Source organism: Shewanella sp. 1CM18E, assembly GCF_023161665.1.
Lineage (GTDB): Bacteria > Pseudomonadota > Gammaproteobacteria > Enterobacterales > Shewanellaceae > Shewanella.
In genome coordinates this window covers 194929-221334 of the sequence record NZ_JALNTW010000007.1, presented here as the reverse complement: position 1 = coordinate 221334, position 26406 = coordinate 194929, and the positions used below count along the sequence as shown (strand labels likewise).

The following is a 26406-nucleotide window of genomic DNA, read 5'->3' as shown; positions in this document are numbered from 1 at the left end:
CAGTCATTCTTTGATGACCTGATCTTTAAATTAAAAATCCGTTAATCTTCAATCCAAGAGCGGTTGTAGTCGTTACTCATGCAATGCTTTACATGTTCGGTAAGCTGCAACGGTGCGAAAGTATCGACCATTACGGCATATTCATAGGTTTCAGTTTTGCCAATAGAAGCTTCTGTTCGACCTGGTTGCGGCCCGTGAGGCACGCCTTTTTGATGCAAGGTCATGTAACCCGCTTCAATACCTGTACGGCTCATAAAGTCGCCATCAACGTAATACAGCACTTCGTCACTATCGATATTGTTATGGTAGTAAGGCGCAGGGATCGACTGTGGGTGGAAGTCATAAGGGCGTGGTACAAAATTACAAATAACAAAATTGTGCGCTGTAAACACCAGATGATCTGATGGTGGTAAATGGATCTTACCCACCTTTGGCGCATATTCTTGAATATTAAAAGCCCAAGGGTAGACACAGCCATCCCAACCGACTAAATCAAATGGATGCCACTCGAGTGAGGTTTGCTGGTACTTATCGCCAAACTTACACACCAATGCAAATTCGCCTTGCTCAACAACGGCATCTTGTAATTCTGGTGTACGAATATCTCGCTCGCAGTAAGGAGCAGACTCAAGCATCTGGCCATATTCATTACGAAAATGCTTGGGCACTTCAACCATGCTAGATGATTCAATGACAAACAGGCGTACATTGCTGTAGTCATCAAACTTAAGCTGATAAGTGGTGCCACGAGGGACGATAAGGTAGTCCCATTTTTTGACCGCTAAAGCGCCATATTCACTGTATAGGGTGCCTTCGCCTTCATGGACGAATACCACTTCATCGGCATAAGCATTACGGTAGAACTCTGCGGTATCTTCGGTAACGTTGGCGGTGTACATGGCCACGTCATTATTAAAGAAGATTTTATTACGGCTATTGAAAAAGTTACCTTTACAGTCAGCCTTTTTAGTATCTAGCTTGTAGTTCTGCACTAAAGAGTCTTGCCACGCTTCACCATGAGATAAGCTATATGGGCTAACCTCTAGCGCTTTGGTTGGCATGTTGTGGTGATACTTATTCGAATAAATATTGGAAAATCCGTGAGTTGAAAACAACTCTTCACGATACAGCTCACCATTGTCTTTTTTAAATGTGATATGTCGCTTTGTCGGAATACTTCCTTGCTTCACATAAAATGGCATATTCGCTTTCCTTTCTACGCTTACTGCACGTATTTCAGTGTAAATGTGATCTAGCTTCAATTTAGTTGCTTAAATAAACAAAAAAAAGAATAATAATTACTAGGTCTTCATCTAAAAATTAGATGGTAATTTATGCTTTACGCTAAGGAAGCACTATGCGGATTGATGTTGATGCATTTAAGGTACTGCAGGTTTTAGTTGAGGAGGGCAGCTTTGCTAAGGCTGCAGAGCGTTTACATAAGGCTCAGTCTGCAGTGAGCTATCAAGTAAAAAAGCTAGAGCAACACCTTGGTGTAAACCTTTTTTGTCGCGATCAATATCGAGCAGAGTTGACCCCTGAGGGCAAAGTTATTTTGGCTGAGGGGCAAAGATTACTGCAATACCTTGCAAACATTGAACATTTAGCCAGCAAGTTTGGTGATGGCTGGGAGCCAAAGCTGGAATTAGTGATCGACGACGCCTTACCGATGAAACCCATTATGCGCGCACTAAAGCGGCTTACAGAATTGGAAATACCCACTAAAGTGCAACTCAATATGGAGTTTTTAGGCGGTGTACAAGAAAGGTTTGAGCGTGATAACGCTGATTTGATGCTAGTAAAAGATTACCGCACAGGCCCGAGTTATCGCCCGCAAGCTTTACCGGAGATCACCAGTGTGCTGGTGGTCGCCGCTACTCATCCGTTAGCAACAGAAAAAAAACTCAGTTTATTTGAGCTGCAACGTTATGTAGAGCTAACCATCGAAGACTCCTCTATAAATAAACACTACCGCGATGAGATGCAATTTGGTGGCGACAAGGTGTTTTATCTTTCGGGCTTTGTAATGAAGAAGAATGCTTTATTAATGGGCCTGGGCTTTGGTTGGATGCCGGACTTTTTAATTGAGTCTGAGCTCAAAAGGGGAGATCTTGTTGAAGTCGATTTTACCGGAGGCAATCGTTACAGTTTTACTCCGCAATTAGTTTCAACGATGGAGCGCCCGCTTGGTCGAGCAGGGCGATTATTTACTGACCTTATCATCGAAGAGTTCAGTGCAGAGCTGCAGTAAAATAGAGCCGTTTTCTGCGGCTTTGTTGTTATAAGTGAGACATTGCAATTTGCGAAGACAAATGCACGTTTGCCACCTTTATCAATTACCATAAAGCTGCAGGCTATTTTGCGGTATGAAAGTTAAGCCGCAAAGTTAACAGCAGTTTTATTTTGCTAGCTTTAAACTCTACAACCTACTTAATTACCCGTTAGCTTTTTATATAAATAACAATATATCAATGGCTTAAGATTGAATAGTTTCTTTTTTATTTGCGCTTGTTAACGAGTTTAATCGTTAAGTTTGTGTTCAGTTTGCCTTTATTAGACTAAGCCTATCAAGAGTTGGTACGTGCTATGCAACGCTCCATTTTTAATTGCACTATGATGATGCGGCATGCAGGTACTGATGTGAAGGAGGCTTACAATGAACAATATGACTACTAACGGTTACTCAAACAGCCTGTATGCTAAATATGTTGCGGATCTAAAATTAGGCAATCACATAGTCTCAGATATGCGTCTGCAAGAGTTTGTAGCCGATCTAGACCAGTGCGGTATGTTACTGGATGAATTTGACTGGGACGAGTGGTATCAAAACAGCCATATGCTCGACAGACCTGAATACATTGGTGATGCAAGCATGTATGAGTGTCAGTTATTGCTCACCGCAATGGCACGGATAGACAGGTTTAGCCCTGGAGTTTTGTCTAATATGCGTCGCCAAGGTGTGTTGTTAGCGATTATTGAGCGTTTTCAAACACTGCATTTCAAGCAAGTTAGTTAAGTTTGCTTCGGCTGTATTAGACTGTGTTTGAATTGAAATTCAACAACTTACTTATAACGATCAATATATTAGTCAGCGAATAGTCTGAACTATCTAAATAGAAAGAGCTGCAATAGCAGCTCTTTTCGTTTCTTGCTAGTTACACTTTAGTCAGCAAAAGGCACTGGGCGAGGGGTGTTCTTATTCGATGGCGGTAAAATTGGTAATACAATTTGTGGCTGCTCACCAGTTAGCGAGTTTAAGAATGCAACCATCTCTTTAACTTCAGACTCAGACAGCTTTTGTCCAAGCTGAATATCAGCCATAGTGTTAACCGCTTCTTCAAGATCCCATACGCTGCCGTCGTGGAAGTACGGATAGGTAAGTTCGATATTACGTAGTGTTGGTACTTTAAACACAAACTTATCTGCTTCTTTACCTGTTACGCCTTTTCTACCTTCTGCAGGGTTGTTGGTGTGGAAAGGTTTAACTAGGCCCATCTTCATGTACATGGTGCCACCCACAGCTGGGCCGTTGTGACAGCTTACACAGCCTTTATCTTTAAACAGTTGATAACCAGCTTTTGCTTGGTCTGAAATAGCAGACTTGTCACCTTGAAGGTAAAGATCAAACGGTGCGTTTGGGGTGACTAGGGTTTTCTCAAATTCAGCGATAGCATCGGTGATCATATCAATGTTGATATCTTTTGAGTTATAAACATCGGCAAAGCGTGCTTGATAAGCAGGCATAGAGCGAACGGTATCGACGGCAAGATCATGGGTAAAGCCCATTTCTTTCGGGTTAGCAATAGGACCTGCTGCTTGCTCTTTAAGATCTTTCGCTCGACCGTCCCAAAATTGTGCTAAACCATATTCAGCATTGAGTACCGTTGGCGAGTTAATAGGGCCTTGTTGCCAGTTATGGCCAATAGACGTAGGCAGTGCATCAACACCACCTGTTGAAATGTTGTGGCAAGAGTTACATGAAATAAAGCCTGATTTTGATAATCTTGGTTCGAAGAATAGCATCTTACCAAGCTCAACCTTTTCTGGGTTAGTGATAACGGCTGCTGGAATGATTTCGATCGGTTCGTTAGACGCGTTTGCACCAATAGATAAAGTAGAAAGCAGAGCAATGGAGATTACATTAAGCTTATTCATATTAGCCTCAACTAAACATTACATTTTATAGGGTTAAATCAATAAGCTGATAATAGTGAGGAACTCGAAAATAAGATAACGCTTTGTTTCGATTAGGACTATCGTGGATTTGGATTAGTTAAATGCGACCTGTGTCGCAGACTTTGTACCTAATGATAGGTAGGGTAGTGTAAATATTAGACAGCTAGCGCGACTAAACAAGATTTAGCCGATGAGAAGCGATTAGAAAAATGAATATCGCAGGGGGAGTTGGCCAACTTGAGGTAAATTAATTTTTGTTAATTGCTTATTTGCGGTTTAAGCGGCGTAATAATATCTGCCTGTCGAGCCAGCGAGCGGTGTTACTTAAATGAGCTTGGCTCTTCTTCAACCAGTGACGCGCCCAAGTGTATTCTAGGCTTAATATCGCAAGTCCGATTGGCAATAATAACCATGCTGGCCCGGGCAATACAATGAGTGCTGCACCTGTTAGCGTTAATAATCCGCCAATAATAGTGATTAAGGCTTTCTTTATCATTGAAATAATCTCCCTATATTCCTTTAGGTATTTTTAACTGGTGCATTTATAAATGGCGCAGTGACTGCCGAGCTATCTCAATCGCCACAACAACCTAATTATTTAACCCAGTGTATAGCAAGTCACCATTTTGCGGCGCTATTAATTGTAACAAACACTCTTAGCGGTTTAGCGTTTACGTCTGCAAAGGGTCAACATTTTGGCGTTATCAGAAGGTTTGACTAAAATCTTTGATAGGTTCTATCTTAGTTATGTTGGCTGTTATGCATTTCAAGCAAAGTTGTTTGCGAGAAAAAACCAATGCAATTTTCACGCTTTTTACTCGCTGCTATAAAGCTATATCAAGCACTTTTTACAAAGCGCTTAGAGTGTTTTGCTGCATTATGCTCATTTCTCCAATTAATTTTGCCGCAGCAGACACACTGTATTTAACCTCACTGCATTGGCCGCCATTTTCTGGCGAGCAGCTTAAACATCAAGGCGCATGTATTGCCGTAGCAAAAGCAGCATTAGCCGCAGTGGGTCATTCGCTTGTGGTCGATTTTTACCCCTGGAGCCGCGCAGTAAGAATGGCTTCTCGTAATGACGCTAAGTATTTAGGCTATTTACCTGAATACAATTACCCGACAGATCAATTTGTGTTTTCTGAGGCGATGGGGCGCAGTGCTCTCGGGCTTGTTGAGCGTAAATCTCATCCTATTAGTTGGATTGAGCAAAAGGATTTAAATCAATACACGATTGGTGTTGTGCAAGACTATGTTAATACCGCAGAGCTCGATGCCATGATGGTTAATGGTAGCCAGCCATTTGAAGTCGTTGCTTCAGATCTGCACAATATTAATAAAGTGGTCACAGGCCGAATAGGCGCTGCCATTATTGATGAACACGTACTTAGGTATATTTTGTCACAGCCAAATATGCAGCAAGTTAAACATAAACTGCAGTTTAATAAGAAGCGCTTAACCTACAAAGAGCTGTTCGTTGCGTTTAAAAATAATGAGCAAGGGCACCTGTGGCGTGAGCGTTTTAACCAAGGGCTGGCTCAAATCAATGTGCAAGCGATATTAGCTGAGCATATTGATTAATCCTGTCACGTTTCTGTCTAAAATATGACGCAATTTAGCCGTATGCTAACGGCATCGCACCTTTACCTTGTTAGCCGATGGAAAGTGTTCCGTTTGAGTTAGAGACCTTAAATCATCTTATTGCTTGTCATCCTCAATTACGTGCCAAAACGCTCGCTGATGTTGAGTATAACGGCAAGTTGTATCCAGTTATTCGAGCAGAACTTGGCAGTACAGACATTGATGTGCCTACGGTGATGTTTGTTGGCGGGGTGCATGGTGTAGAGCGAATAGGTTGTCAAGTTCAGTTAGCGCATATGGCGAGTCTGCTAACTCGGCTTGAGTGGGATGTTCAGTTACAGCACTTACTGACTCGTGTAAGGTTATCGTTTGTGCCAATCGTTAACCCTGTCGGCTTGATTCGAGGAACCCGTTGTAATGGGCAAGGCGTCGATTTAATGCGAAATGCGCCTATCACCTCTGCAGATAAGGTTACATTTCTAGTTGGCGGACAGAAAATATCAGCCAAACTGCCTTGGTATCGCGGTAAAAATGGCATGGAGCGAGAAACTAGCGCGCTAGTCGATTATGTTACTTCACTGCTTAATACTAGCTCTAGTGTTATTGTCTTAGATGCTCATTCAGGCTTTGGTTTGTCAGATCATGTGTGGTTTCCTTATGCCAGTAGTCAAAGCGCAATGGATAAAATAGGGCGAATATACCAACTTAAACAAGCTTTTGAGTCGAGCTTTCCCCATCACAATCATTACCGATTTTCGCCGCAAAGTCTTATTTACCAGACCCATGGTGATATTTGGGATTACCTTGTGGCGCAAAATCCTGATGTACCATTTGTGCCACTAACGCTTGAAATGGGCTCATGGAGTTGGGTTAAAAAAAATCCACGGCAATTGTTTAATTTTGCGGGTTTATTTAATCCGCAGAAAACACATAGATACCATCGAACTTTGCGTAAACATACGGTTTTTATGCAATTCTTAATGGATATTGCAGCTAGCCGTACGCTAGAGAACTTGACGGATAAACAATTACACAAGCTCGATAGACAGGCCTATCAACTATGGTATGAGTAACGAATTATCAGGTTAACTTGGTTTAGATAAAGTGAGGTTTGCATGGCCGCTGTGGTGTTGCTTAGAGGACTTATGCGCGATAAGCGCCATTGGGGGGAATTTGAGTCACTGCTGCAATCAAAGCTAGGTAGTCGGCACAATGTAATAATGATTGATACTCTGGGAAATGGTGAGTTTATAAGTGAAATCAGTCCACTACATTTAGCAGAGTACCTTCCTTCAATAATAGAGCAACTGGCACAGATTGAAGACAGTGACATCTATATTGCGGGGTTATCAATGGGAGGCATGATTGCATTAGAACTTGGTGCTTGGTTGAAAAATTATGACAGTATTAATCCGCAGCAAAGGGCAGCTCAAAGAGCATATAAGGGGCTAAATGAAGTAACAGAAGCATCAATGCTAACCGCCTTAAGCAAGTTCACTCATAAAAATATTTGCGGTATGGCGATAATCAATTCAAGTGCAGGGAATTTATCTCCTTGGTATAAAAGGTTTCAGTTAAAACAGCTATTTCTGGCTTTCAGAAAGCGCGTCAAAACTGGCTATTTAGTCGAGCCTAAGCAAATTAGTGCTGGCAAGAGTGAAATAAGCTCAATTGAAGCAACCGTTATTGCTTTAACCTCGGTAACCCAAACTCAGAATATTGCGCTTATCGCGCGGTGGAGTGGGTTTAGAAAAGCTCGCACTACCAGTTTATCCAATGCCACGCGGCAGATTTATGCTTGCAGCCGGTTTAAAGCAAACCCAGTGAATATCCCACTAATTGTATTTAGCAGCTTGGCTGATAAGTTAGTTGCACCATCCTGCAGTCAAGCGTTGGCACGTTATTACCAAATACCGTTAGTCCCATTTGACCATGCGGGTCATGATCTTAGCCTAGATTGTGCCGATGAGCTTAGTGATGCTTTGATAAAAGCGTGGAAATTATTGCCGTAATCAAAGTAATCAGCACAAGGGCGTAATTGTTGAGTGGTTGGGAGTGGGCTGTCGTAAATGCTTTTAAGACAAGATTTTTCAGACTAGGATTTTAAGACAAGTCTTTTAAGATAATGCTTTACTGGTAGGGGGTTAGATTGCTGGCAAAGCATAGAACCGGATAAAACAATTTAGCCCCAAGCTGGGGCTAAATATGACATTGTTAGTTCTTTGCTAAGCAATGAATAAACAACTCTAATAAAAAGCTTTTCTACAATAGATTAGGCTCTTGCTACCACTGTTTGACCAATTGGCGTTAAACTTAAAACCGCTAATTTTAAATGTTGTAGCGCAAATGGAATACCGATAATGGTAATCGCACAAGCAAACGCATGGGCAATGTGGCCGATAGCTAGCCAGATCCCAAAAAATAGGAACCAAATAATATTACCGACCATACCAAATGTGCCGGTACCGATATCTTCATTTCCAGTCAGTGCTTTACGATTCATAGAATCTTGACCAAAAGGCCAGAATGCCATTTCACCAATCACAAAACAGGCTCTACCAAATGGGATCCCGATGATGCTGATAAAGCAAAGTAGTCCAGCTAACCACCAAGCAAGCCCCATTACAAAACCACCTAAAATAAACCAAGCAATATTAAACACTAAACGTAGCACTGCCATTTATGGCTCCTTATTTGTACTTGCTCTAATTTGAGCTTAATTGCTGATAAGCGATTTTCGTGCCAATAGACATATCGAGCTACTTTGGCTTGCTGTAAGCCTTTTGCGAGTTAAATAAATCTCGGTCTATATATACCTGATTAGCTTTTTAACTAAAATTTAGCGCTTTTGGCTATTTTTTAAGATTTAATTTCTTTCAATTTAAAACCGTATCGAGATGAAAGTGTTGAAGTCAAATTGGATAGAGCTGTTGACGGTGTTGTTATTGGGCAGATACTTGTTTTATGTAACAACTAAAACGGGTTCATTATCGCTATAATTACTCCGTCTACGCGCCATTTGTAAAACTATGGTTAGCCATATAATTTAAGGTGGCTAATCTGCTTGTTTTAATTCAGTCCATCAGTGCTTGTAGGTCAAAAAGCTATTTCGCGCGAATCAAATTCGATTGGAATATTTGATCTTGGTTCACATCTTGTTGATTTCGAAAATGAGTCTCTCGGGCTACAATAGCCACATTTATATGCATAAATGCATCCGTCCCAGATTAATCAAAACGCTACATGCTAGTAAACTCGCTAAACTATACATGATAGTTGGCCAGTGAGTAGGTAACGTATTTGAAGTTGAATTGAAGTGAGCTCGAAAGTGTTTGCAGATACCCCTATAGAAAGTATTGTCTTTAACGATCAGCAAGTTTTTGTTAAGCGTGATGATTTGCTGAGTGAAGAGTTTTCGGGCAATAAAGCCCGTAAATTTGCCTATTTCTTAGAAAATAACTTTCCTGGTAAAACGGGGTTAGTAGGCCATGGTTCACCGGTTGCTAACTCGCTTTACTCTATGTCGGCATTAGCCAAGCTTAAAGGTATTAGCTTAGATTTTTATGTTGATCATATTGCTGAGCAAGTTTTGCAATCTACTCAGGGCAATTATGCCGCAGCGATTGCTAATGGTGCCAATGTTGTTGATGTATCTATGTGTGAAGATCGCCAAGACTTAAGCGTGATAGATTATATTCAACAAAAAGTACTGTCCAAAAACGACAAGCTGCTTTTTGTACCTGAAGGAGGTCGCTGTGAATATGCACGTTTGGGTGTGCATAAATTAGCTCAAGAGATCATTGATTGGGCTACAAAGCAGTCTTTACCATCGTTGCAAGTATTCTTGCCATCAGGCACTGGTACAACAGCAGTATTTTTAAGTGAGTACCTTAATCTGCATGCCAATAATATTGAAGTACTCACCTGTGCTTGTGTTGGTGGCAGCGAGTATTTACAGCAACAGTTTTTTGAACTGGTTACTGACAAAAATCTGCATCCAACGATTATCGATTTAGATAAAAAGTATCACTTTGGAAAGCTGTATAAGCCATTTTACGACATGTATAACAAGCTGTTAGCGACGGGAATCGAGTTTGAATTACTCTATGACCCTTTAGGTTGGATGTGCGTTGAAAAGATCTTACAAAAAAGGGTAAACCAAACTGAAAAAGAGATTGTTGGCTCCGCTCCCGCGATACTTTATATCCACCAAGGTGGGTTACTCGGTAATGCGACTATGCTGCCACGCTACAAACGTAAATACGGTTAGTATGACTAAAAAATATTAAGCTGTTGAGATTTGTGTTTCATTAGTTAACAGTGAGTTGAAGCTAGGGGAAAGTGTTGATTCCATTTGGTTAGGCTAGATACCGACTAAGGGTATGGCCTAATCCAAATGAATGTGACTAAATAGCTGAGTAGATGTTTCAGTCCTATTCGTTTGCCTATGAAGACAAACATTCGATACGAGTGAGAGGAGGTGTATCGAAGAGTCAGTTAAAGCGTTTGTTTGACTAGCTTATTTGTTGCTAGAAATTAACCATTTCATAAAGTTCAGCGCTTCAATACGCTTAGAAAAGGTTTGTTTGTTTTTACCTTGGCTATCGGTAAAAGCAATTGAAGTTTTGTTGACTGAAATTGAATCTACTGGAAAGTTGACGGTAATTTCTTGTCCATTTACTAGGTATGACATATGGCCACACTCCTTCTATTTTAGGCTACCTAAATTTGGTAGTGTTTTATAACAATAAGATATCCTTAGCATTTTTGCGAAAGATGAATTTTAAGTTCTATGTGAGACTACTCATCTTTGATTGCTGATACAAGTAGCTTGTATTCAAATATGTATGTAAATATGTTCGCTATGTCGCAAAAATAATACAAATATCAGCTGCTATGCAGTAAAACATAGGCATATGACAGTAGCATGACTGCCAATAAAGATGATTTAACCAGTTGAGATAACGCTTATGTGGGGATCAAACGACGAGTCGTGGATTTGACAAAAAGGCGGTGACTTCTATCTAAAAGGGTCTATCTTAAAAACTGGGCGAATTATATGCAGACTAAATACTTTGTCAAGAGAATCTTAAATTAATTAGTGATTATTTTTACTTCCCAAAGGTTAACAATAGGTTAAAGCTTGCTAGAATGAATAGCACTTGCAGGGCTGCTGGTGCTCGCCAAATAATGGAGTCTTTATGTTACGAATTGTTCAAGCGTTTATCCTATTGCTCTTTTTATCTATTTCATTTTCTTCCTCAGCATCTGGCGCGCTGTCAGTTGCACAAAACGTTCAGCAAACAGACAACCCCACTAGTGCCGCAGCAGTGAAAGAAGCATCTTATGAATACAAAGATAGTCTTTTTAGGGATACGCCTAGAGGTACACTGGCTGGGCTTTTCGAAGCAGCATTTGAGCAAAATTATGATAAAGCGGCTAAGTATTTAGATCTTAGATATTTACCCGATGATATGGACGCAGAGTTAGGCCCTGAATACGCGAAGCAATTAATTGCGATTATTGAGCGAAATATTTGGGTCAATATGCAAGAGATTAATGATACTCCTGATGGGACTTCTGAGGATCAACTGCCGAGTTATCGTGATGCGTTTGGTCGAGTACAAATTAAAGGCAGTGAAATTACTCTGTTATTACAAAAAGTCCCCAATAAACAGCTTGGCTCAATTTGGAAGGTATCAAATGCTACTGTCGCGAAAGTGCCTTTGCTTTACAGCGAACTTGGGTATGGGCCTGTAGTTGAATGGTTTGTTAAACATATTCCTCAAGGACACTTGTTCAAATTAAACCTATGGGAATGGGCGTTACTGATCTGTTATTTTGTATTGGCTATGTTGGTCGTGATCCCCGTTACTTGGATAGCTAAAAAGTTGATATTACGTAGTGATTACCAGTATAAAGCTGATGTAGCGCACTTAGTCGTAGGGCCTTCTCGTTTATTGGTTGCATTATTGCTGGTTAGAGCTTGGATGGCGCATACGACGTTATCGGCGAATGTGATTGCGGTTGTTAATACCGGCGTATTGTTGCTAATAGCGGTAGTGTGGTTTATCTGGTCACTCACTGACGTGATTCAAAATAGTTTACGTTTACGCTGGATAAGCAGGGGCGATAGCCAGAGTGCATCGCTGCTGCGGCCTCTGGCAAATTTTATTCGAGTTATTTTAGTTGCCTTAGCGGTATTAATCTGGCTTGAACACTTAGGCTTTGATGCATCAACGATTCTTGCAGGCCTTGGCATAGGTGGTATTGCCGTTGCTCTAGCGTCAAAACAATCGATTGAGAATTTTATTGGTACACTTACGCTGTATTCTTCAGCGCCAATTAAAGTGGGTAATGTAGGCCGCTTTGGCACGATTACGGGTACGGTAGAGGAGATAGGTTTACGCTGCACTCGAATTCGCACTATAGACCGCAGCGTGATAAATGTGCCTAATGCGCGTTTGTCTGAAATGGATATTGAAAACATTTCAGAGCGCGAAAAAATCCGTTTAAAAACAGATATTCGACTTGATTATCAGACTAATACCGAGCAAATTCACGCTATCATCAATGATATTAGAGCCTTACTAGAGCAACATGAAAAAGTCGAAGAGTCACCACTTAGGGTGACATTTAAAGGCTTTGGTTTGTACGGCCTACAGCTTAACGTTTTTGCTTATATTGGCACGACAGATTTTGCCGAATTTCAATTAGTGTCAGAGGAATTGCACTTCGGCATTATGAACGTGGTAACTAAACATGGCTCGCGTATTGTGCCTGTTGTTCCAGTGGCCGCAGCGCAGTCGTAACTGAATAATAAAAAAGGCCGCTAATGCGGCCTATGGTATTTTGGTAAGTCAGTTATCTAAAGTATTTCATTAGATATAAGTTAGTAAATCAATTCACCCACAGGGTTAAGGATTTTACTTATACCTTTAGTAAAATGCAGTGGCGCATCAACAACTGTATAGCATAGACAGCCGTTCATGGTTTTTGGTGAATGTTGGTGGTTACCATCAAGCTCGATAAAGTCGCCGGGTACATATTGGCTGAACTCATCTTCAAAGTAACCTTCGAGCAATAACGTTATTTCACGGCCGTTGTGGGTATGCTCAGGGATCTCACCGTTAGCATCGATATGCAATAGGCTTGCTCGACTATGCCCATCGTCAGCGTCTAAACGCATACGGCTAATTTTACCAAAGCCGCTCCAGCTAAGATTTGCCTGTTTAGAAAAAGCTTTAGGCAGCAGATATTCGTTACCCTTTATCTCGACAATTGGCTTAACTGGCAACGTTGGTTCATCTTCAGCAGGGGCCAAATTGGTGATCTGGTTAAGCATGGCACTAAAGTCTATGCTGCCATACTCTGGGTTATCAAGCTCACCCTCGGCGCCAGTAGCAGTTGATGTGACAGCACTAAACTTCGGAGAGTTTGAACTAAGTGCGTCTTCGCCTAAGCACTCTTCTGCCAATTGTTCTGTAAAATCGTTGACCTTGCCGCGGCATACAGAGCAAAGCTCGCAGTGAGCGGAAACCGCGGTTGATAGACCTAAATGCAACAGACCTTTTGCATGCTGCATTAGCATTTCGTCTTTTGGATGGAATTTAATCATAATGTTTCTCCAAAATGCTTCTAAGCTTCACAAGGCCTAATCTGAGGCGTGATTTTATGGTGCCGAGCGGTACGCTGAGTTTAGTCGATAATTCTTGTTGGCTGAGCTCTTGTAGATAAATACCTTTCACTACTTGCCTTTGCAAAGGTGGCAGAGCGTCGACGTGCTTGAGTAGCTTGGCTGTGAGGATATGATCCTCTTGCTCCTCTGTTTCAGGTGTTTCAAATACAGGCCAAATATCATCACCGAATGTGTCTTCCTTATTGTGCTGGACTTTACGCAGCATATCGAAGCAACGGTTACGCATAATGGTAAACACCCAAGTCGTTACAGCGCCTTTGTCCGCATTAAACAGATGTGCTTTAGTCCAAACAGTGGTCATGGTTTCCTGAACTAAATCCATCGCTAAGCCTTGGCTTGTTAACTTCTGATTACCGAAGTTAAGAATTTTGGGAGCGAAGTAGCTAAACAACTGAGCGTAAGCTTGCTTGTCACGTGCATTAGCGACACTGATTAGGTGCTCAGTCAGCTGAGCGAGTAACAGATCTTGTTTTGAATCGTCCATAGTCTGCTTATTTTGCCGGATATAAGCCTTATCATAACCACTTTGGCGACTTTGTGATTGAATATTTTGCATTATTCTCACTCTGTTTTTAAAAGTCAGAGAGCATTGCTCACTAAGAGTTGTTAGTCACTACGCTGTTGTATAAATAGTGGATCACTTTATTTTATAGAAGTTTTGTAAATTACTGCCAACAGTTAGCGCAATTAATGTAGATACTAAGAATCAAATCAGTGTTATACGGGCTAAATTTTGCTGAGATATTGTGTAATCAGATTCAAACATTGAACTAAAATTTTGATGCTTAACTTTTTTGGGGCATGACCAAGGTGAAATGTTAAGTAATTCGCTTTGTTTATTAAAGCAGCACGGTTCTTTGCTAATAGCACCTTTTTGTGAGCTGTTTTGGCAAATAAACTATTTAAGCACGTTGTTTAACATAGCGAGTGTTGGCTTTGGATCGTTCGCTGCCATGCAATGTTGTTTTTCACTTGGGCTGATAGGCAAAATTTCAATCCAGCGCTGGCAAACCCAAGACAAATCCATAAAGTTATCAAGATTATATTGGCTCAAGTGTTCAGGATATTCGTTAAGCAGATCTTGTAAGATTTGCGTGTATTTCTGCTGATGCTCTGCAATTGGTAATACTTGCCAAGATGGCACAGGAAAAACATTGCCGCGTTTAAGACCGTCTTTTTCGATGGTGTAAGTGCCTAGCTCGAATTTTTCGATACCTTTAATTGTGACTCCAAGCAGGCCATCCTCTAGCGTTTCAAAGTCGACAATATTGCAGCGTGTGCCTATGGGGAGCAATGTTTTATTGTCTTCATCTAACATGCATGCGCCAAAACCTAAATCATTCTTTAGGGACTCTTTGACTAGACGTTGATATCTAGGCTCAAAAATCCTCAATTTAGAATAACCATGAGGCAGAATACATATTTGTAATGGAAACAGCGGTAATTTCATAATTCTCTACAACAGTTTATCAACTGAGTATTGGTACGTTTGCAAGCTGAATGACGATCATCTTTTCGGCTATTAATTTAATTCTCGCTTCTAGAAAAACGTGAATGAGTCATGAGTAGGCAATCAATTATTATTTTAGCGAGTGTTTTGTGCAGTAGGTACATGATTTATGTGTTAAAAAAATATAACCTAAAGGCATAAAAATAATTCTATTTGTATGCTGCTGATAAATGACTATATCGACCATGGTTTAGATGATGGGCGTTAGTTAGCTTATCTTGATAAATTAAGCTGTATTTTTATCTGTGGTTTTTATCGTGGCATACGCAGTCTAAACATGAGGGAACAAAATGACTCAAATGCTAGCAAGTGTCGACCAGCGTACTAAGCTCGTTGGTGAGAATCGTCTAGAGTTATTATTGTTTCGAATAAGTGTTACTCAGCTTTTTGCGATTAATGTTTTTAAAGTAAAAGAAGTGGTTAAAGTGCCACCATTAAGCTCTATGCCTGGCAGTCACAGCAGTATCATTGGTGTGGCTAACTTGCGTGGACTATCCATTCCGGTGATAGATCTTCGTAAAGCTATTGGCTTTAGACCGTCAGCTATTCACCCTGAAAGTAATCTTATCGTGACCGAGTACAATCGCTCGGTGCAAGGCTTTTTGGTCGATAAAGTCGAGCATATTGTTAATCTCACTTGGGGTGACATCATGCCGCCACCTAAAACGGTAGGGCGTGACAATTACCTTACGGCTATTACCCGAATCGAATATCAAGACAAGCAAGAGTTGGTTTCGATTATTGATGTCGAAAAGGTGCTAGCGGAAATCATTCATTATGATATTCGTTTATCTGACGGTGTGTTAGATGAGCAATTACTGCCGCACATGCAGGGGCGAAAAGTGTTAATTGCCGACGACTCTGCGACTGCAAGAAGACAAGTTCGTGAAACATTAGAGCAGCTCGGCCTTGAGGTTATTGAAGTATCAGATGGTCTGCTTGCACTGAATCAATTAAAAAAATGGTGTGATGAAGGTAAAGTGATAACCGATCACATTTTAATGTTGATAACTGATGCGGAAATGCCAGAAATGGATGGTTATAAGTTAACCTATGAAGTGCGTAACGATAAGCGTATGGCAGATCTATTTATTACCTTAAATACATCGTTAAGTGGCAGTTTTAATAATGCTATGGTTGAAAAGGTCGGATGCAATCGTTTCATTTCAAAATTCCAACCGGATCTCTTAGTCGAAGTTGTGCAAGATAGGCTCAGAGAAGCGCTAATGGCTAAACCGTAGGTCTAAAGCTAAAGCCATCAACTTCAAATTTGAGTCCCAAGCTTTAGGTAGTTAAGCTTGGGCTTGGTTTTTAGAGACCACATTGTAGAGGTCATCTCTATTGCGACACGTCAGTTTAGTTGGCGTGCTCTTCTGCTAAATCCTGTAGTACTTGTTTTTTAAGTTCTGGCACTGCTGCGATATTTATTTGTGCAATTCTGACTGCAAAACCAAAACGGTTTTTACCCACAATAGCGATGACATCTTCTAAAAAACGCTTGTCTAGGGTAAATTGCTTTGCATAAAAGCTAATAGCTTGGCTAACAGAACGATAGTTCACTCCGTCAAAATCAAAACTTGCATCATGGCCGTAGTCGTCAATGACGAGACCGTTCAAACTCAGTGGCCAGCTTTTGTAATTAACTCTATCGCGAGCAATTTCATACATCATCCAAGCACTTTTTTTGAATCCGCCAAAAACTTTATCTTCAAATTCAGATTCTTCGAGTTCTTGTTTGGTCCAGTTAACCCCGATAGCCAAATGCTTTTCGTAAATTAGCATTAGCTCATCTTTTACCGCCATTTTACAGTCCCAAATGGATGTCAACTTATGCTGTTTGGCAAGCTTTAAGCACTCTTTACAACAAGGTACGCTAAGAGAAGGATGCGGCGTGTGGGTTTCTTTGACATAACTAAATTGTTGATTGCTTGGCTCACCGCAAAACCAACAAGTATGTCTACGGTCAAAAGGAATATCGATTAATGGCGCGAGATCTAACACTGATTATGCTCCTTGTTCCCTACAATCTGACATAAAAACAAAGCGCACAATGGATTAGATTGTGCGCTTCGGTAGATTTTAACTGACTTTAAAAAGTTAAAGCGAGCTGTTTACTCTTTTTCAACATCAACAAGCGATGTTGCTAAAACGATAGGATCAACTTCTTGGCACTCTTGATCGGCAATCCAATCAATACCAATAAGCACACCATCATCATTTAAATCGCTGACCCAAAACTCTAGAAACTCTTCTAAAGTAATCGCTACGGCAGTGTAATCTTGCCACTCTTCAGTACAGTGGCTCTTAGCTTGAGCTTCTTCAGACCATAAAGGCATAACGTCTGTCGCTTCATATTCTGAAGAATCACAGACTACCCAGCCTTCACCGGTTTCATCTTGCAGACCCCAAACAACTTGGGATTGTTTTACGTTATTGATGAAACTTTCTAATGCAGGAATCATTTCAGTCATGATTAATCTCTTGTTTGGTTAGGTATATAAGCGGTGATATTTAATGGTTAATAGTCTGCAGTTGGCTTAGCGTTTTAGCAAGTTATTTAGCTATTTTATCTTAAGGCGCAAAGTGTAATTGCAGGTAAACAGGGCATTGCTGTTGCTAATTTGCTCGATTGCAACAGAATCGTTATTTGGCGGCAATATTTCTGCGAAATTAGTCTATATTATGCAGCTATCATTGTATGATATTTTACATGGTCTTTAGTTTACCTGCTGTCATAAGCTTTTATGCTGCGCTTTGTGCCCATAAAGTTAATTAAGTTTAAGGTAGGTTTAATTAAAGCCGGTCACTTTATACGTTACAGTCATTCATTTTGGGAGTCTTCTATTGTTTAAATCAATCCCCCTGGCTACAGCGCTTATTCTTTCTAGCTCAACAGCATTTGCTGCTGAGCAGCCAAATTGGGCAAGCTGCGTTGCTGAGCTTCAGCAAAAAGCGAAAACCGAAGGGTTATCGCAACAAACTATCGACTCGACATTGGCCAATGTAAAATATGTTCCACGGGTCATCGAGCTTGATAATAAACAACCTGAATTTAGTCAATCATTTGAGAACTACTTTACCAAACGTGTAACCGATTGGCGGGTAGAACAAGGCCGCAAGCTTTATAAACAACATAAAGTACTGTTAGATAAATTGGCCAAACAATATGGCGTTCCACCACAGTACCTTTTGGCATTCTGGGGCCTGGAAACTAACTTCGGCTCATACAAAGGTAAAATGCCTGTGCTGGATTCGCTGGCGACTTTAGCGTGTGATCCAAGACGTAGCAATTATTTCACTCAAGAATTAATGCAAGCGCTTAAATTAAAAGAACGTTATAACTTTGCTGAAACTGATATGGTAGGTTCTTGGGCTGGTGCTATGGGACACACACAGTTTATGCCGTCAGCTTACGCTAAATATGCCGTTGATGGTGATGGTGATGGTAAAGCTGATTTATGGAACAGCACCGAAGATGCATTAACCTCAGCAGCACACTTTCTTGAAAACTTAGGTTGGAAGCGCAATGAACGCTGGGGAAGGGAAGTCACGCTACCAAAAGATTTTTCTTATGAGTATCTAGGTAAAGCGCAAGCGCAGCCGTTAACTCGTTGGGCTGAGCTAGGTATTACCCAAACCAGCGGCTCTCCATTGAGCACTCCGGATATGCAAGCAGCACTATATTTGCCATCGGGCCATACAGGGCCAGCTTTCCTTGGTTACGATAATTTTGATGTGATTATGCGTTGGAATCGCTCAACTTTCTACGCAATTGCGGTAGGCCACCTTGCAGATAGGATCAATGGCGCAGTAGCACTTAAAGTTGCACCGCCAAAAATGCCAAGCTTAAGTCGCGCGCGGGTGAAAGAGTTACAAATTCAGCTAAATGCTCTTGGTTATGATGTTGGTAAACCTGACGGGATTTTGGGCTCTAAATCAGTAAAAGGTTTGCAAGCTTATCAACGTTCTCAAGGTTTAGTTGCCGACGGTTACCCAGATGAAGCAACATTTAAAGCACTCAATGTAAAGTAGGCTTGCTGTTGCAAGGCTGTTAGCCGACGCGTTAGAGGATAATAATTATTAAGGGCGTAATCATGAAGATTGCGTCCTTTTTAGATCTAGAGTGGATATGTTGTGTTTTAATTAACTACCTAGATGATGACTAATATTAATAAGTATTTAATAGCGATAAACAAAGTGAGTTAAGATCTGTTGATAAAAACTAGAGGCTTTTCGTCACTTTTGGTAAGCTGCGGCCACTATATAAGAGTTAAGGAATACCATGAGTATTAAAAATGATTCTGTTGTGCAATTTAATTACACATTGCGTGACGAGCAGGGTGAAGTTTTAGAAACTAATGAAGGCTTAGATCCTATTGCGTATCTTCATGGCCATAGCAATATGATGCCAGGTGTTGAAGATGCCCTAGAAGGAAAAGAGATTGGTGCTAAGTTTTCAGTGACTTTACCTGCAAGCGAAACTTATGGTGAACGTAACGAAGATGCTGAGCAGCGTGTTTCAGTTAAGCACTTGCAAGGCGCGAGTGTATGGAAACCTGGTATGCGCGCTTTGATCAATACAGATCAAGGTCAACGTCAAGTCACTATTCTAAAAGTGGGTAAGTTTATGGCTACTGTGGATATTAACCATCCACTAGCTGGCCGTGAATTAACGTTCGATCTTGAAGTCATGGACGTTCGTGACGCGACTAGTGAAGAAATCGCACACGGTCATGCTCATGGCAAAGGTGGTCACCAGCACTAAGCTGTAACCACTGATTTGTTTAAGCCCAACTTATGTTGGGCTTTTTTAATGTGAAGAGAAAATAGCAGAAGATGATAATTCAATTTTCAGCAGGTAAATTGATTCTGAGCCCGTTTGAATTGCAAGCTCGCTTGGATAATGGCTGTCAGTTATACGCTATGGTAGACGATATTAAGTTTCATGATGACGCATTGATGATAGTGGCTGACGCTGGTGCTGTGCGCTGGAATATCAAGCTAGATTCCAATGAGCAATTACAAGATGTAAAACAGGAGCTAGGGATCTGCTAATCAAGGCAATTAAGACTGGGCTTAATTTATATCACTGTGGGATTAGTGCGTAAGCGCTGATATTATTGCAAGTTATTAACATACTAATTAAAAAGAGCATTGGAATGTCAGCAACAACACTTGAACGTATTACAATTGAACCTACTGTTACTGCTAAAGCCTGTGTTATTTGGCTACATGGCTTAGGGGATTCTGGAGCAGGCTTTGCACCTGTCGTGCCAGCTTTAGGCCTTGGCAATGAACATGCTATTCGTTTTGTATTTCCTCATGCACCAGAACAAGCAGTAACCATTAATGGTGGCTACGTGATGCGGGCTTGGTATGACATTAAAAGTATGGATCTACATGATCGCGCGGATATGGCTGGTGTTAAGCAAAGTGAGCAGCAGGTACTGGCATTAATTGAAGAGCAAATTAACGACGGTATTCCTAGTGAAAATATCGTCTTAGCAGGATTTAGCCAAGGCGGCGTGATGAGTCTATTTACCGCTTTGAGACTGCAAAAAAAGCTCGCTGGTATTATGGCACTGTCTTGTTATCTTCCAAGCGGCGATTCGCTACCAGAGGCAATTTCTGAAATAAATAAATCTACGCCTATTTTGCAACACCATGGTGTTGATGATGAGGTCGTTCCGCTAAATGCGGGCTCTATTGCCCATGAGCTTTTACTTAACGCTGGTTTCAATACTAGCTGGCAAACTTACCCAATGGGCCATAGCGTTTTACCTGAGCAGCTTCGAGATATTTCGGTTTGGTTACAAACCGTACTCGGGCATGTAAAGTAATTCAACTTCGTTAATTTTCTTATCGAATGGGTGTCATTCTATTAAATGATGCCTGTTCGCTTTGGGCGACAATCTGATTTTGTTTTGGGCGTAATTAACTTGTTGGATTTTAGCGCCTTTAATTAGCAATGAAGAATAATAACGAAAATTCATACCTCACTCTCATTTCTAATACACCACCTTGTTTTGTATAGCGAACATCAACCTGTAAAAATTGTTTATAAAAGAGTCGGTTAGATCACGCGATGTAATAAATGTGACACAATTTACTCCTAAGCTTTGCTAGTATGTCGGTTGGCTTAAAGCTTTCAAGCTTGAGTTAGATAACTACAAATACAAAAATAAATAATCAAGGGGTTGATTGTAATGAAAAAGATTTTACTGAAAGGACTCGTTGCTACAGCTGTTATGGGCGCACTAACGGCCTGTGGTAGTGATAATGACGATAACCATAGTTACGTTTCTAAAGTCTGTGCCGATGCAGGTGAAGCCTGTACTATCTTCACTGTTATTCATACCAACGATAACCACGGTCGCTTCTGGCAGAATAAAGATGGCGAATATGGTATGGCTGCGCGTAAAACCGCAATTGATACGATTCGTGATGAAGTAGAGCGTGCTGGTGGTGACTCTATTCTACTTTCTGGCGGTGATATCAACACCGGTGTTCCAGAATCAGATATGCAAGATGCTGTGCCAGATTTTATTGGTATGGGTCTACTTGGTTATGATGCAATGGCTGTAGGTAACCATGAGTTTGACAATCCGTTAACTGTGCTTGATATGCAAGCTAATATTGCTAAATTCCCAATGTTAGCGGCGAACATCTATAAAAAAGACAGTGAAGGTAATCCGACTGAAGAGCGCTATTTTGAGCCATACCGAGTGTTCGAAATTAATGGCCTACAGGTTGCTATCATTGGCTTTACGACTGTTGACACACCAAAGGTTGTGAGCCCTGACAACGTAGCAAGCTTGCACTTTACTGATCCGCAAGTTGAACTGCAAAATGTAATGGCTGAAATTGAAGCCAATGAACAAGTTGATATGGTGTTTGCACTGACTCATATGGGTCACTATGCAAATGGTCAGCATGGGACTGAGGCACCTGGTGATGTGAAACTAGCTCGCTCGTTAGAGGGAACAAAGTTTGATGGTAAGTTACAAGCTATTATCGGTGGTCACTCACAAAATCCAGTGTGTATGGAAGGTGACGGCTATGCAGACTTCAAACCAGGTGATGATTGTAAGCCAGACGAGCAAAACGGTACCTTTATCATGCAAGCTCATGAATGGGGTAAGTATGTAGGCCGTGCTGACTTTGAGTACATCAATGGTGAGCTATCGTTAGCGAGCTATAAGTTAATCCCAATCAACCTTAAAGAAGAAAATGAAAATGAAGAGCTTGTTTTCATCACTGAAGAAATTGAACAAGACCAGCTAGTTGTTGATGCTTTGCAGCACTACCAAGATCTAGGTCAAGAGCTACTTGATGTGGATATTTCAAGCACCGACGGTAAGCTTGAAGGTGACCGTGCTGTAGTGCGTGCAGAGCAAACAAACCTAGGTCAGTTATTAACTCGCGCTTATGCTGATTGGGTTACAGCCAACTTTGAGCCGACAGTTGACTTTGGTGTGATGAACTCAGGTGGTATTCGTGACTCTATCGCTGAAGGTACAATTTCTTACCGTGACGTATTAACTGTACAGCCATTTGCGAACGATGTAGCATTTGTAACTATGACAGGTGCTGAAGTTCAAGATTATTTAGCAAACGTTGCGGTTAAAACTGGTGGTGGTATGCCTCAGTTATATCCAATGGAAATGAACGTGACTTGTGATGCAGTTGAAATCAATCCTGATGCTAGATCTGCTGATGTAGTTCAAATTGCATCACTTGGTGGCCGCGAGTTTAAACTTGATGATAACTACACGTTCTCATTGATTAACTTCAGTGCAAAAGGCGGCGATGATTATCCTGTAGTGACTGCACACGCTAACTACATTGATACACAGCGCAGTGACGCGTCAGTACTGCGCGAATACTTCGAGAAAAACCCAAGCATTAAAGTGGCGGATTATGCTACTACTAATGGCGGTCATCCGAAGTTCTTCCGCGGTGGTTCAGAAGTTAAGAGCTGTGCAAAGGCAGCTGATTAGTCATACTGAACAATCTTGAAAGGCTTAGCTTTATTTTAAAGAGTAAATTGCCAGCAAGACTATAAAGTTCGATAAATCCAGTACTTCCTTTTGTAAGTACTGGATTTTTATTTGTGTCTAAGCCTACAAACGTAATCTTTTTTAAAAAATTTAATAATTTTTTATTTAATCCCTTGAAAAGCAATTATCCCATCCACATATATTAAGTAAGGTCGCTCAATGAGGGCCTAACAAAAGATCTAATCACTGCGCCTACGGGGCAATGTTTAGAGCGGAGCGTTAAGTGACGCTTCATTATCGGTGCGACGTGTGTCGGCCAAATACATTTAATATATTGCTTAATACAAGGATATACCCATGAGAAACTACGACTTAACTCCACTATACCGCAGCGCAATTGGTTTTGACCGTTTAGCACAACTTGCAGAACATGCGGCGTCTAATAAAGGTAACTCTGGTTACCCACCGTACAATATCGAATTAATTAATGAACATCGTTACCGTATTACGATGGCTGTTGCAGGCTTTTCAATGGAAGAGCTCGATATTACCAGCGAAGGCGATAAGCTATTAGTGAAGGGCACAAAAGCGGAAGAGAAAGAAGAACGTAAATATCTTTACCAAGGTATTGCTGAGCGAGGCTTCGAACGTACTTTCCAGCTAGCTGACTATGTTACCGTTATCGGCGCTAATCTAGAAAATGGTTTATTGAATATCGATCTTAAACGTGAGATCCCTGAGGCGATGAAACCAAGAAAAATTGAAATTGGTAGTGCGCGCTTAATTGATGGTGAATAACGTCATCATCATTAATAATATATTCAATTATTAATAGATAAGAATTGAAAAGGGAGCCTAATGGCTCCCTTTTACTTTAGCTAATCTATTAATAAGATTAAGCTTTCATAGATTTCTCACCGCGGGCAAGGCCGACTACACCAGAGCGTGAGATCTCAACCACTTTAGTAAAATCAGCGAGCGCTGCAATACAAGCATCGAGTTTATCGCTGGTACCAATAAGCTGAACTGTATAGAGCTTTTGGGTGACATCAACAATTTGACCGCGGAAGATGTCTGCCAAGCGTTTTACCTCTTCACGGTTTTCACCTTGCGCTTTTACTTTTATCAGTGCTAATTCGCGCTCAACGTGAGCAGACTCGGTAATGTTAGACACTTTAAGTACATCAATGAGCTTATGTAATTGCTTCTCTATTTGTTCTAACACATATTCGTCTGCATTAACCGTAATGGTTAAGCGAGACAGAGTCTTATCTTCAGTTGGCGCAACCGTTAGCGTTTCAATGTTATAGCCACGCTGTGAAAATAGGCCTACAACTCGTGAAAGTGCGCCGGGTTGGTTCTCAAGTAATACCGATATAATACGACGCATCAGCTTTTCTCCGTTTTGCTCAGCCACATTTCATTCATTGCACCGCCGCGGATCTGCATTGGGTGAACATGCTCTGTTTCGTCAACATGAATATCCATAAACACCAGTCTATCTTTCATACTTAGGGCTTTTTTAAGACCTTCTTCTAGCTCTGCTGGATTGCTGATCGTCATGCCAATATGGCCGTAAGCTTCAGATATTTTGGCAAAGTCGGGCACTGAATCCATATAAGATTGTGAGTGGCGACCTGCATAAATCATATCTTGCCATTGCTTAACCATGCCTAAGAAGTGATTGTTAAGGTTGATAATAATCACCGGGATATCATATTGCAGTGCGGTTGAAAGCTCCTGAATATTCATTTGAATTGAGCCATCACCGGTTACACAAATAACAGTCTCTTCAGGCATGGCAAGTTTTACACCTAAGGCAGCTGGTAAACCAAAGCCCATGGTGCCAAGGCCACCGGAGTTTATCCAGCGGCGCGGTTTATTAAACGGGTAATAAAGCGCTGCGAACATTTGGTGCTGGCCTACATCAGAGGCAACGTAGGCGTCGCCATTGGTAAGTTTATGAACCGCCTCAATAACCTGTTGTGGTTTGATTTTCTTATCATTGGTTGAGTACTTAAGACTATCTACCGCTCGCCAAGTGGCAATATCGCTCCACCATTGATCGTTTGCAGCCGGATCGGTAATCGCATAATCATTAGCTTCGATTTGCGCGAGCATATCATCGAGAATTTTTTCAGCTGAACCAACGATTGGGATATCAACCCTGATGGTTTTAGAAATAGACGATGGGTCAATATCGATATGCAGAATTTTTGCGTTTGGACAGTACTTTTCGACATTGTTGGTGGTGCGATCATCAAAGCGAACGCCAATACCGAAAATTAAATCGCTGTTGTGCATTGCCATATTGGCTTCATAACAACCATGCATACCTAGCATGCCAACACTGTTTTTATGAGTACCGGGAAATGCCCCAAGGCCCATTAGCGTGCTAACGACTGGAATTTGTAACTTTTCTGACAACGCTAAAATTTGCGCGTCACAGCCAGAAATCACTGCGCCACCACCAACATAAAGCACAGCCTTTTTAGCGTTTAATAGCGCTTGTAAACCGCGGCGGATCTGACCTTTATGGCCAGAGGTTGTTGGGTTATATGAGCGCATACTGATATCTTCAGGATATTGATATTCATGTAAAATAGCAGGGTTCATGCAATCTTTAGGAATATCAATTACCACTGGTCCGGGACGACCACTTGCAGCGATATAAAATGCTTTTTTAAGGATTGCAGGAATATCTTTAGGATCTGTCACCAAGAAGCTGTGTTTAACTACCGGGCGAGAAATACCAATCATATCGCACTCTTGAAAGGCATCGTTGCCGATAAGATTACTTGGTACTTGGCCTGAGATAACAACTAGCGGGATTGAGTCCATATATGCCGTTGCAATACCTGTAATGGTATTGGTGGCTCCTGGGCCTGAGGTTACCAATACCACACCAACTTCGCCTGTTGCGCGGGCATAACCGTCAGCCATGTGCACAGCAGCCTGTTCGTGGCGAACTAGAATGTGTTCAATATTGGATTTTTCATGTAGGGCATCATAAATATCCAGTACGGATCCGCCTGGATAACCGAAAATATGTTTTACACCTTCATCAATAAGAGAACGGACGACCATACTGGCGCCTGATAGCTTCTCCATAGTATTTCCTCATAAGTTACCGCGACGTATGCAGTATCTTGCTACAGCGACGGTAATCGCTCTAATAATTAAGCTCAGACGGTAATCTTTGCTCACGAAATGCCAGAATAATCTTAGGAAAAGATATCTTTAACAAAATATTGTTCGGCAAACACTCAAACTGAATGTATTTTCATCATATAAAACCCAAAACTTATTTCAAGCGATTTAGGACAAAAACTGTTCTGAATGAAGAATTTTCATTATCGGGTAGCAAATAGTCTTTGAATGCAGCAACCAACAGAGACTGATAAATGTGTAAAATTTGCAGTAGTGGAAAGTGAATTAAA

General features: G+C 41.1%; 26 protein-coding genes. 14 read left to right on the top strand and 12 right to left on the bottom strand.

The genetic code is table 11. The features are described from left to right. Positions 1-41 precede the first annotated feature (41 nt). Positions 42-1202 carry a homogentisate 1,2-dioxygenase gene (locus MSG37_RS11810; protein WP_248470858.1) on the bottom strand — a complete coding sequence of 387 codons (1161 nt, stop codon included), beginning with the start codon at positions 1200-1202 and terminating at the stop codon, positions 42-44. 155 nt (positions 1203-1357) lie between these two features. Between MSG37_RS11810 and MSG37_RS11805 the strand changes: the two genes are divergently transcribed. Then, a complete protein-coding gene (locus MSG37_RS11805) occupies positions 1358-2251 on the top strand; it encodes a LysR family transcriptional regulator (RefSeq protein WP_248470857.1) in 894 nt (297 codons plus the stop codon). A gap of 405 nt (positions 2252-2656) precedes the next feature. After that, on the top strand, positions 2657-3016 hold the full coding sequence (locus MSG37_RS11800) for a DUF6508 domain-containing protein (RefSeq protein ID WP_248470856.1): 360 nt from the start codon (positions 2657-2659) through the stop codon (positions 3014-3016). Positions 3017-3162: 146 nt separating this feature from the next. On the opposite strand, the gene MSG37_RS11795 is transcribed toward MSG37_RS11800, so the two are convergent. Further along, positions 3163-4155 (bottom strand): cytochrome-c peroxidase, encoded by a 993-nt coding sequence (locus tag MSG37_RS11795; RefSeq protein WP_248470855.1) that lies wholly within the window; start codon positions 4153-4155, stop codon positions 3163-3165. 286 nt (positions 4156-4441) lie between these two features. Then, positions 4442-4672: a PGPGW domain-containing protein gene (locus MSG37_RS11790; protein WP_248470854.1), complete on the bottom strand. Its 231-nt coding sequence runs from the start codon at positions 4670-4672 to the stop codon at positions 4442-4444. A 383-nt stretch (positions 4673-5055) separates the two neighbouring features. Here MSG37_RS11790 and MSG37_RS11785 point away from each other — a divergent pair, with 383 nt between their 5' ends. From MSG37_RS11785 to MSG37_RS11775, 3 genes are all read left to right on the top strand, one after another. Continuing rightward, positions 5056-5757: an ABC transporter substrate-binding protein gene (locus tag MSG37_RS11785; protein WP_248470853.1), complete on the top strand. Its 702-nt coding sequence runs from the start codon at positions 5056-5058 to the stop codon at positions 5755-5757. 77 nt (positions 5758-5834) lie between these two features. Beyond that, positions 5835-6830, top strand: coding sequence for a M14 family zinc carboxypeptidase (locus tag MSG37_RS11780; protein ID WP_248470852.1), 996 nt, complete (start codon positions 5835-5837; stop codon positions 6828-6830). Positions 6831-6872: 42 nt separating this feature from the next. Continuing rightward, positions 6873-7769 (top strand): alpha/beta hydrolase, encoded by an 897-nt coding sequence (locus MSG37_RS11775; RefSeq protein WP_248470851.1) that lies wholly within the window; start codon positions 6873-6875, stop codon positions 7767-7769. A gap of 260 nt (positions 7770-8029) precedes the next feature. Here the strand turns inward: MSG37_RS11775 and MSG37_RS11770 are convergent, their stop codons facing one another. Continuing rightward, the gene (locus tag MSG37_RS11770; protein ID WP_248470850.1) at positions 8030-8437 is read right to left on the bottom strand and encodes a YccF domain-containing protein; all 408 of its coding nucleotides are present in this window, start codon (positions 8435-8437) and stop codon (positions 8030-8032) included. Positions 8438-9085: 648 nt separating this feature from the next. Between MSG37_RS11770 and MSG37_RS11765 the strand changes: the two genes are divergently transcribed. After that, complete coding sequence (locus MSG37_RS11765; RefSeq protein ID WP_248470849.1) at positions 9086-10027, top strand: pyridoxal-phosphate dependent enzyme; 942 nt, start codon at positions 9086-9088, stop codon at positions 10025-10027. Positions 10028-10276: 249 nt separating this feature from the next. Here the strand turns inward: MSG37_RS11765 and MSG37_RS11760 are convergent, their stop codons facing one another. Beyond that, positions 10277-10450, bottom strand: a complete 174-nt coding sequence (locus MSG37_RS11760; protein ID WP_156925668.1) for a hypothetical protein — start codon at positions 10448-10450, stop codon at positions 10277-10279. A gap of 508 nt (positions 10451-10958) precedes the next feature. Between MSG37_RS11760 and MSG37_RS11755 the strand changes: the two genes are divergently transcribed. Then, entirely contained in the window at positions 10959-12569 is a 1611-nt protein-coding gene (locus MSG37_RS11755) for a mechanosensitive ion channel family protein (RefSeq protein ID WP_248470848.1), read from the top strand. An 80-nt stretch (positions 12570-12649) separates the two neighbouring features. Here the strand turns inward: MSG37_RS11755 and MSG37_RS11750 are convergent, their stop codons facing one another. From MSG37_RS11750 to MSG37_RS11740, 3 genes are all read right to left on the bottom strand, one after another. Next, positions 12650-13375 (bottom strand): ChrR family anti-sigma-E factor, encoded by a 726-nt coding sequence (locus MSG37_RS11750; RefSeq protein ID WP_248470847.1) that lies wholly within the window; start codon positions 13373-13375, stop codon positions 12650-12652. Continuing rightward, entirely contained in the window at positions 13368-14012 is a 645-nt protein-coding gene (locus MSG37_RS11745; RefSeq protein WP_248470846.1) for a sigma-70 family RNA polymerase sigma factor, read from the bottom strand. Before MSG37_RS11745 ends, MSG37_RS11750 begins: the two co-directional genes overlap by 8 nt. Before the next feature lie 342 nt (positions 14013-14354). Continuing rightward, positions 14355-14906, bottom strand: coding sequence for an LON peptidase substrate-binding domain-containing protein (locus tag MSG37_RS11740; RefSeq protein ID WP_248470845.1), 552 nt, complete (start codon positions 14904-14906; stop codon positions 14355-14357). 350 nt (positions 14907-15256) lie between these two features. On the opposite strand from MSG37_RS11740, the gene MSG37_RS11735 reads away from it, so the two are divergent. Next, positions 15257-16207, top strand: a complete 951-nt coding sequence (locus MSG37_RS11735) for a chemotaxis protein CheV (RefSeq protein ID WP_248470844.1) — start codon at positions 15257-15259, stop codon at positions 16205-16207. Between the two features lie 115 nt (positions 16208-16322). On the opposite strand, the gene MSG37_RS11730 is transcribed toward MSG37_RS11735, so the two are convergent. Next, positions 16323-16967, bottom strand: a complete 645-nt coding sequence (locus MSG37_RS11730; RefSeq protein ID WP_248470843.1) for a hypothetical protein — start codon at positions 16965-16967, stop codon at positions 16323-16325. Between the two features lie 110 nt (positions 16968-17077). After that, positions 17078-17437 carry a DUF2750 domain-containing protein gene (locus MSG37_RS11725; RefSeq protein WP_248470842.1) on the bottom strand — a complete coding sequence of 120 codons (360 nt, stop codon included), beginning with the start codon at positions 17435-17437 and terminating at the stop codon, positions 17078-17080. Between the two features lie 373 nt (positions 17438-17810). On the opposite strand from MSG37_RS11725, the gene MSG37_RS11720 reads away from it, so the two are divergent. The 6 genes from MSG37_RS11720 (at position 17811) to MSG37_RS11695 (ending at position 23764) form a co-directional block, all read left to right on the top strand. After that, positions 17811-18998: a lytic murein transglycosylase gene (locus MSG37_RS11720; protein WP_248470841.1), complete on the top strand. Its 1188-nt coding sequence runs from the start codon at positions 17811-17813 to the stop codon at positions 18996-18998. A gap of 250 nt (positions 18999-19248) precedes the next feature. Continuing rightward, on the top strand, positions 19249-19731 hold the full coding sequence (locus MSG37_RS11715) for a peptidylprolyl isomerase (RefSeq protein WP_248470840.1): 483 nt from the start codon (positions 19249-19251) through the stop codon (positions 19729-19731). A 71-nt stretch (positions 19732-19802) separates the two neighbouring features. Then, positions 19803-20021 carry a DUF3389 family protein gene (locus MSG37_RS11710; RefSeq protein ID WP_248470839.1) on the top strand — a complete coding sequence of 73 codons (219 nt, stop codon included), beginning with the start codon at positions 19803-19805 and terminating at the stop codon, positions 20019-20021. A gap of 104 nt (positions 20022-20125) precedes the next feature. Continuing rightward, a complete protein-coding gene (locus MSG37_RS11705; protein WP_248470838.1) occupies positions 20126-20806 on the top strand; it encodes an alpha/beta hydrolase fold domain-containing protein in 681 nt (226 codons plus the stop codon). Between the two features lie 366 nt (positions 20807-21172). Further along, complete coding sequence (gene ushA, locus MSG37_RS11700; RefSeq protein WP_248470837.1) at positions 21173-22966, top strand: bifunctional UDP-sugar hydrolase/5'-nucleotidase UshA; 1794 nt, start codon at positions 21173-21175, stop codon at positions 22964-22966. Between the two features lie 357 nt (positions 22967-23323). Then, complete coding sequence (locus tag MSG37_RS11695) at positions 23324-23764, top strand: Hsp20 family protein (protein WP_248470836.1); 441 nt, start codon at positions 23324-23326, stop codon at positions 23762-23764. A gap of 97 nt (positions 23765-23861) precedes the next feature. Here MSG37_RS11695 and ilvN read toward each other — a convergent pair whose 3' ends face one another. Then, positions 23862-24356 (bottom strand): acetolactate synthase small subunit, encoded by a 495-nt coding sequence (gene ilvN / locus MSG37_RS11690; protein WP_248470835.1) that lies wholly within the window; start codon positions 24354-24356, stop codon positions 23862-23864. After that, positions 24356-26077 (bottom strand): acetolactate synthase 3 large subunit, encoded by a 1722-nt coding sequence (locus MSG37_RS11685; RefSeq protein WP_248470834.1) that lies wholly within the window; start codon positions 26075-26077, stop codon positions 24356-24358. The genes ilvN and MSG37_RS11685 overlap by 1 nt, the downstream gene beginning before the upstream one ends. Positions 26078-26406: the final 329 nt, after the last annotated feature.

Coding starts and splice junctions, on each gene's coding strand:
- MSG37_RS11725 (WP_248470842.1), bottom strand. CDS start 17,437: ATGACTGAAATGATTCCTGCATTAGAAAGTTTCATCAATAACGTAAAA.
- MSG37_RS11770 (WP_248470850.1), bottom strand. CDS start 8,437: ATGGCAGTGCTACGTTTAGTGTTTAATATTGCTTGGTTTATTTTAGGT.
- MSG37_RS11780 (WP_248470852.1), top strand. CDS start 5,835: ATGGAAAGTGTTCCGTTTGAGTTAGAGACCTTAAATCATCTTATTGCT.
- MSG37_RS11750 (WP_248470847.1), bottom strand. CDS start 13,375: ATGATTAAATTCCATCCAAAAGACGAAATGCTAATGCAGCATGCAAAA.
- ilvN (WP_248470835.1), bottom strand. CDS start 24,356: ATGCGTCGTATTATATCGGTATTACTTGAGAACCAACCCGGCGCACTT.
- MSG37_RS11800 (WP_248470856.1), top strand. CDS start 2,657: ATGAACAATATGACTACTAACGGTTACTCAAACAGCCTGTATGCTAAA.
- MSG37_RS11715 (WP_248470840.1), top strand. CDS start 19,249: ATGAGTATTAAAAATGATTCTGTTGTGCAATTTAATTACACATTGCGT.
- MSG37_RS11775 (WP_248470851.1), top strand. CDS start 6,873: ATGGCCGCTGTGGTGTTGCTTAGAGGACTTATGCGCGATAAGCGCCAT.
- MSG37_RS11695 (WP_248470836.1), top strand. CDS start 23,324: ATGAGAAACTACGACTTAACTCCACTATACCGCAGCGCAATTGGTTTT.
- MSG37_RS11805 (WP_248470857.1), top strand. CDS start 1,358: ATGCGGATTGATGTTGATGCATTTAAGGTACTGCAGGTTTTAGTTGAG.
- MSG37_RS11755 (WP_248470848.1), top strand. CDS start 10,959: ATGTTACGAATTGTTCAAGCGTTTATCCTATTGCTCTTTTTATCTATT.
- MSG37_RS11760 (WP_156925668.1), bottom strand. CDS start 10,450: ATGTCATACCTAGTAAATGGACAAGAAATTACCGTCAACTTTCCAGTA.
- MSG37_RS11795 (WP_248470855.1), bottom strand. CDS start 4,155: ATGAATAAGCTTAATGTAATCTCCATTGCTCTGCTTTCTACTTTATCT.
- MSG37_RS11740 (WP_248470845.1), bottom strand. CDS start 14,906: ATGAAATTACCGCTGTTTCCATTACAAATATGTATTCTGCCTCATGGT.
- MSG37_RS11810 (WP_248470858.1), bottom strand. CDS start 1,202: ATGCCATTTTATGTGAAGCAAGGAAGTATTCCGACAAAGCGACATATC.
- MSG37_RS11705 (WP_248470838.1), top strand. CDS start 20,126: ATGTCAGCAACAACACTTGAACGTATTACAATTGAACCTACTGTTACT.
- ushA (WP_248470837.1), top strand. CDS start 21,173: ATGAAAAAGATTTTACTGAAAGGACTCGTTGCTACAGCTGTTATGGGC.
- MSG37_RS11735 (WP_248470844.1), top strand. CDS start 15,257: ATGACTCAAATGCTAGCAAGTGTCGACCAGCGTACTAAGCTCGTTGGT.
- MSG37_RS11790 (WP_248470854.1), bottom strand. CDS start 4,672: ATGATAAAGAAAGCCTTAATCACTATTATTGGCGGATTATTAACGCTA.
- MSG37_RS11745 (WP_248470846.1), bottom strand. CDS start 14,012: ATGCAAAATATTCAATCACAAAGTCGCCAAAGTGGTTATGATAAGGCT.
- MSG37_RS11785 (WP_248470853.1), top strand. CDS start 5,056: ATGCTCATTTCTCCAATTAATTTTGCCGCAGCAGACACACTGTATTTA.
- MSG37_RS11685 (WP_248470834.1), bottom strand. CDS start 26,077: ATGGAGAAGCTATCAGGCGCCAGTATGGTCGTCCGTTCTCTTATTGAT.
- MSG37_RS11710 (WP_248470839.1), top strand. CDS start 19,803: ATGATAATTCAATTTTCAGCAGGTAAATTGATTCTGAGCCCGTTTGAA.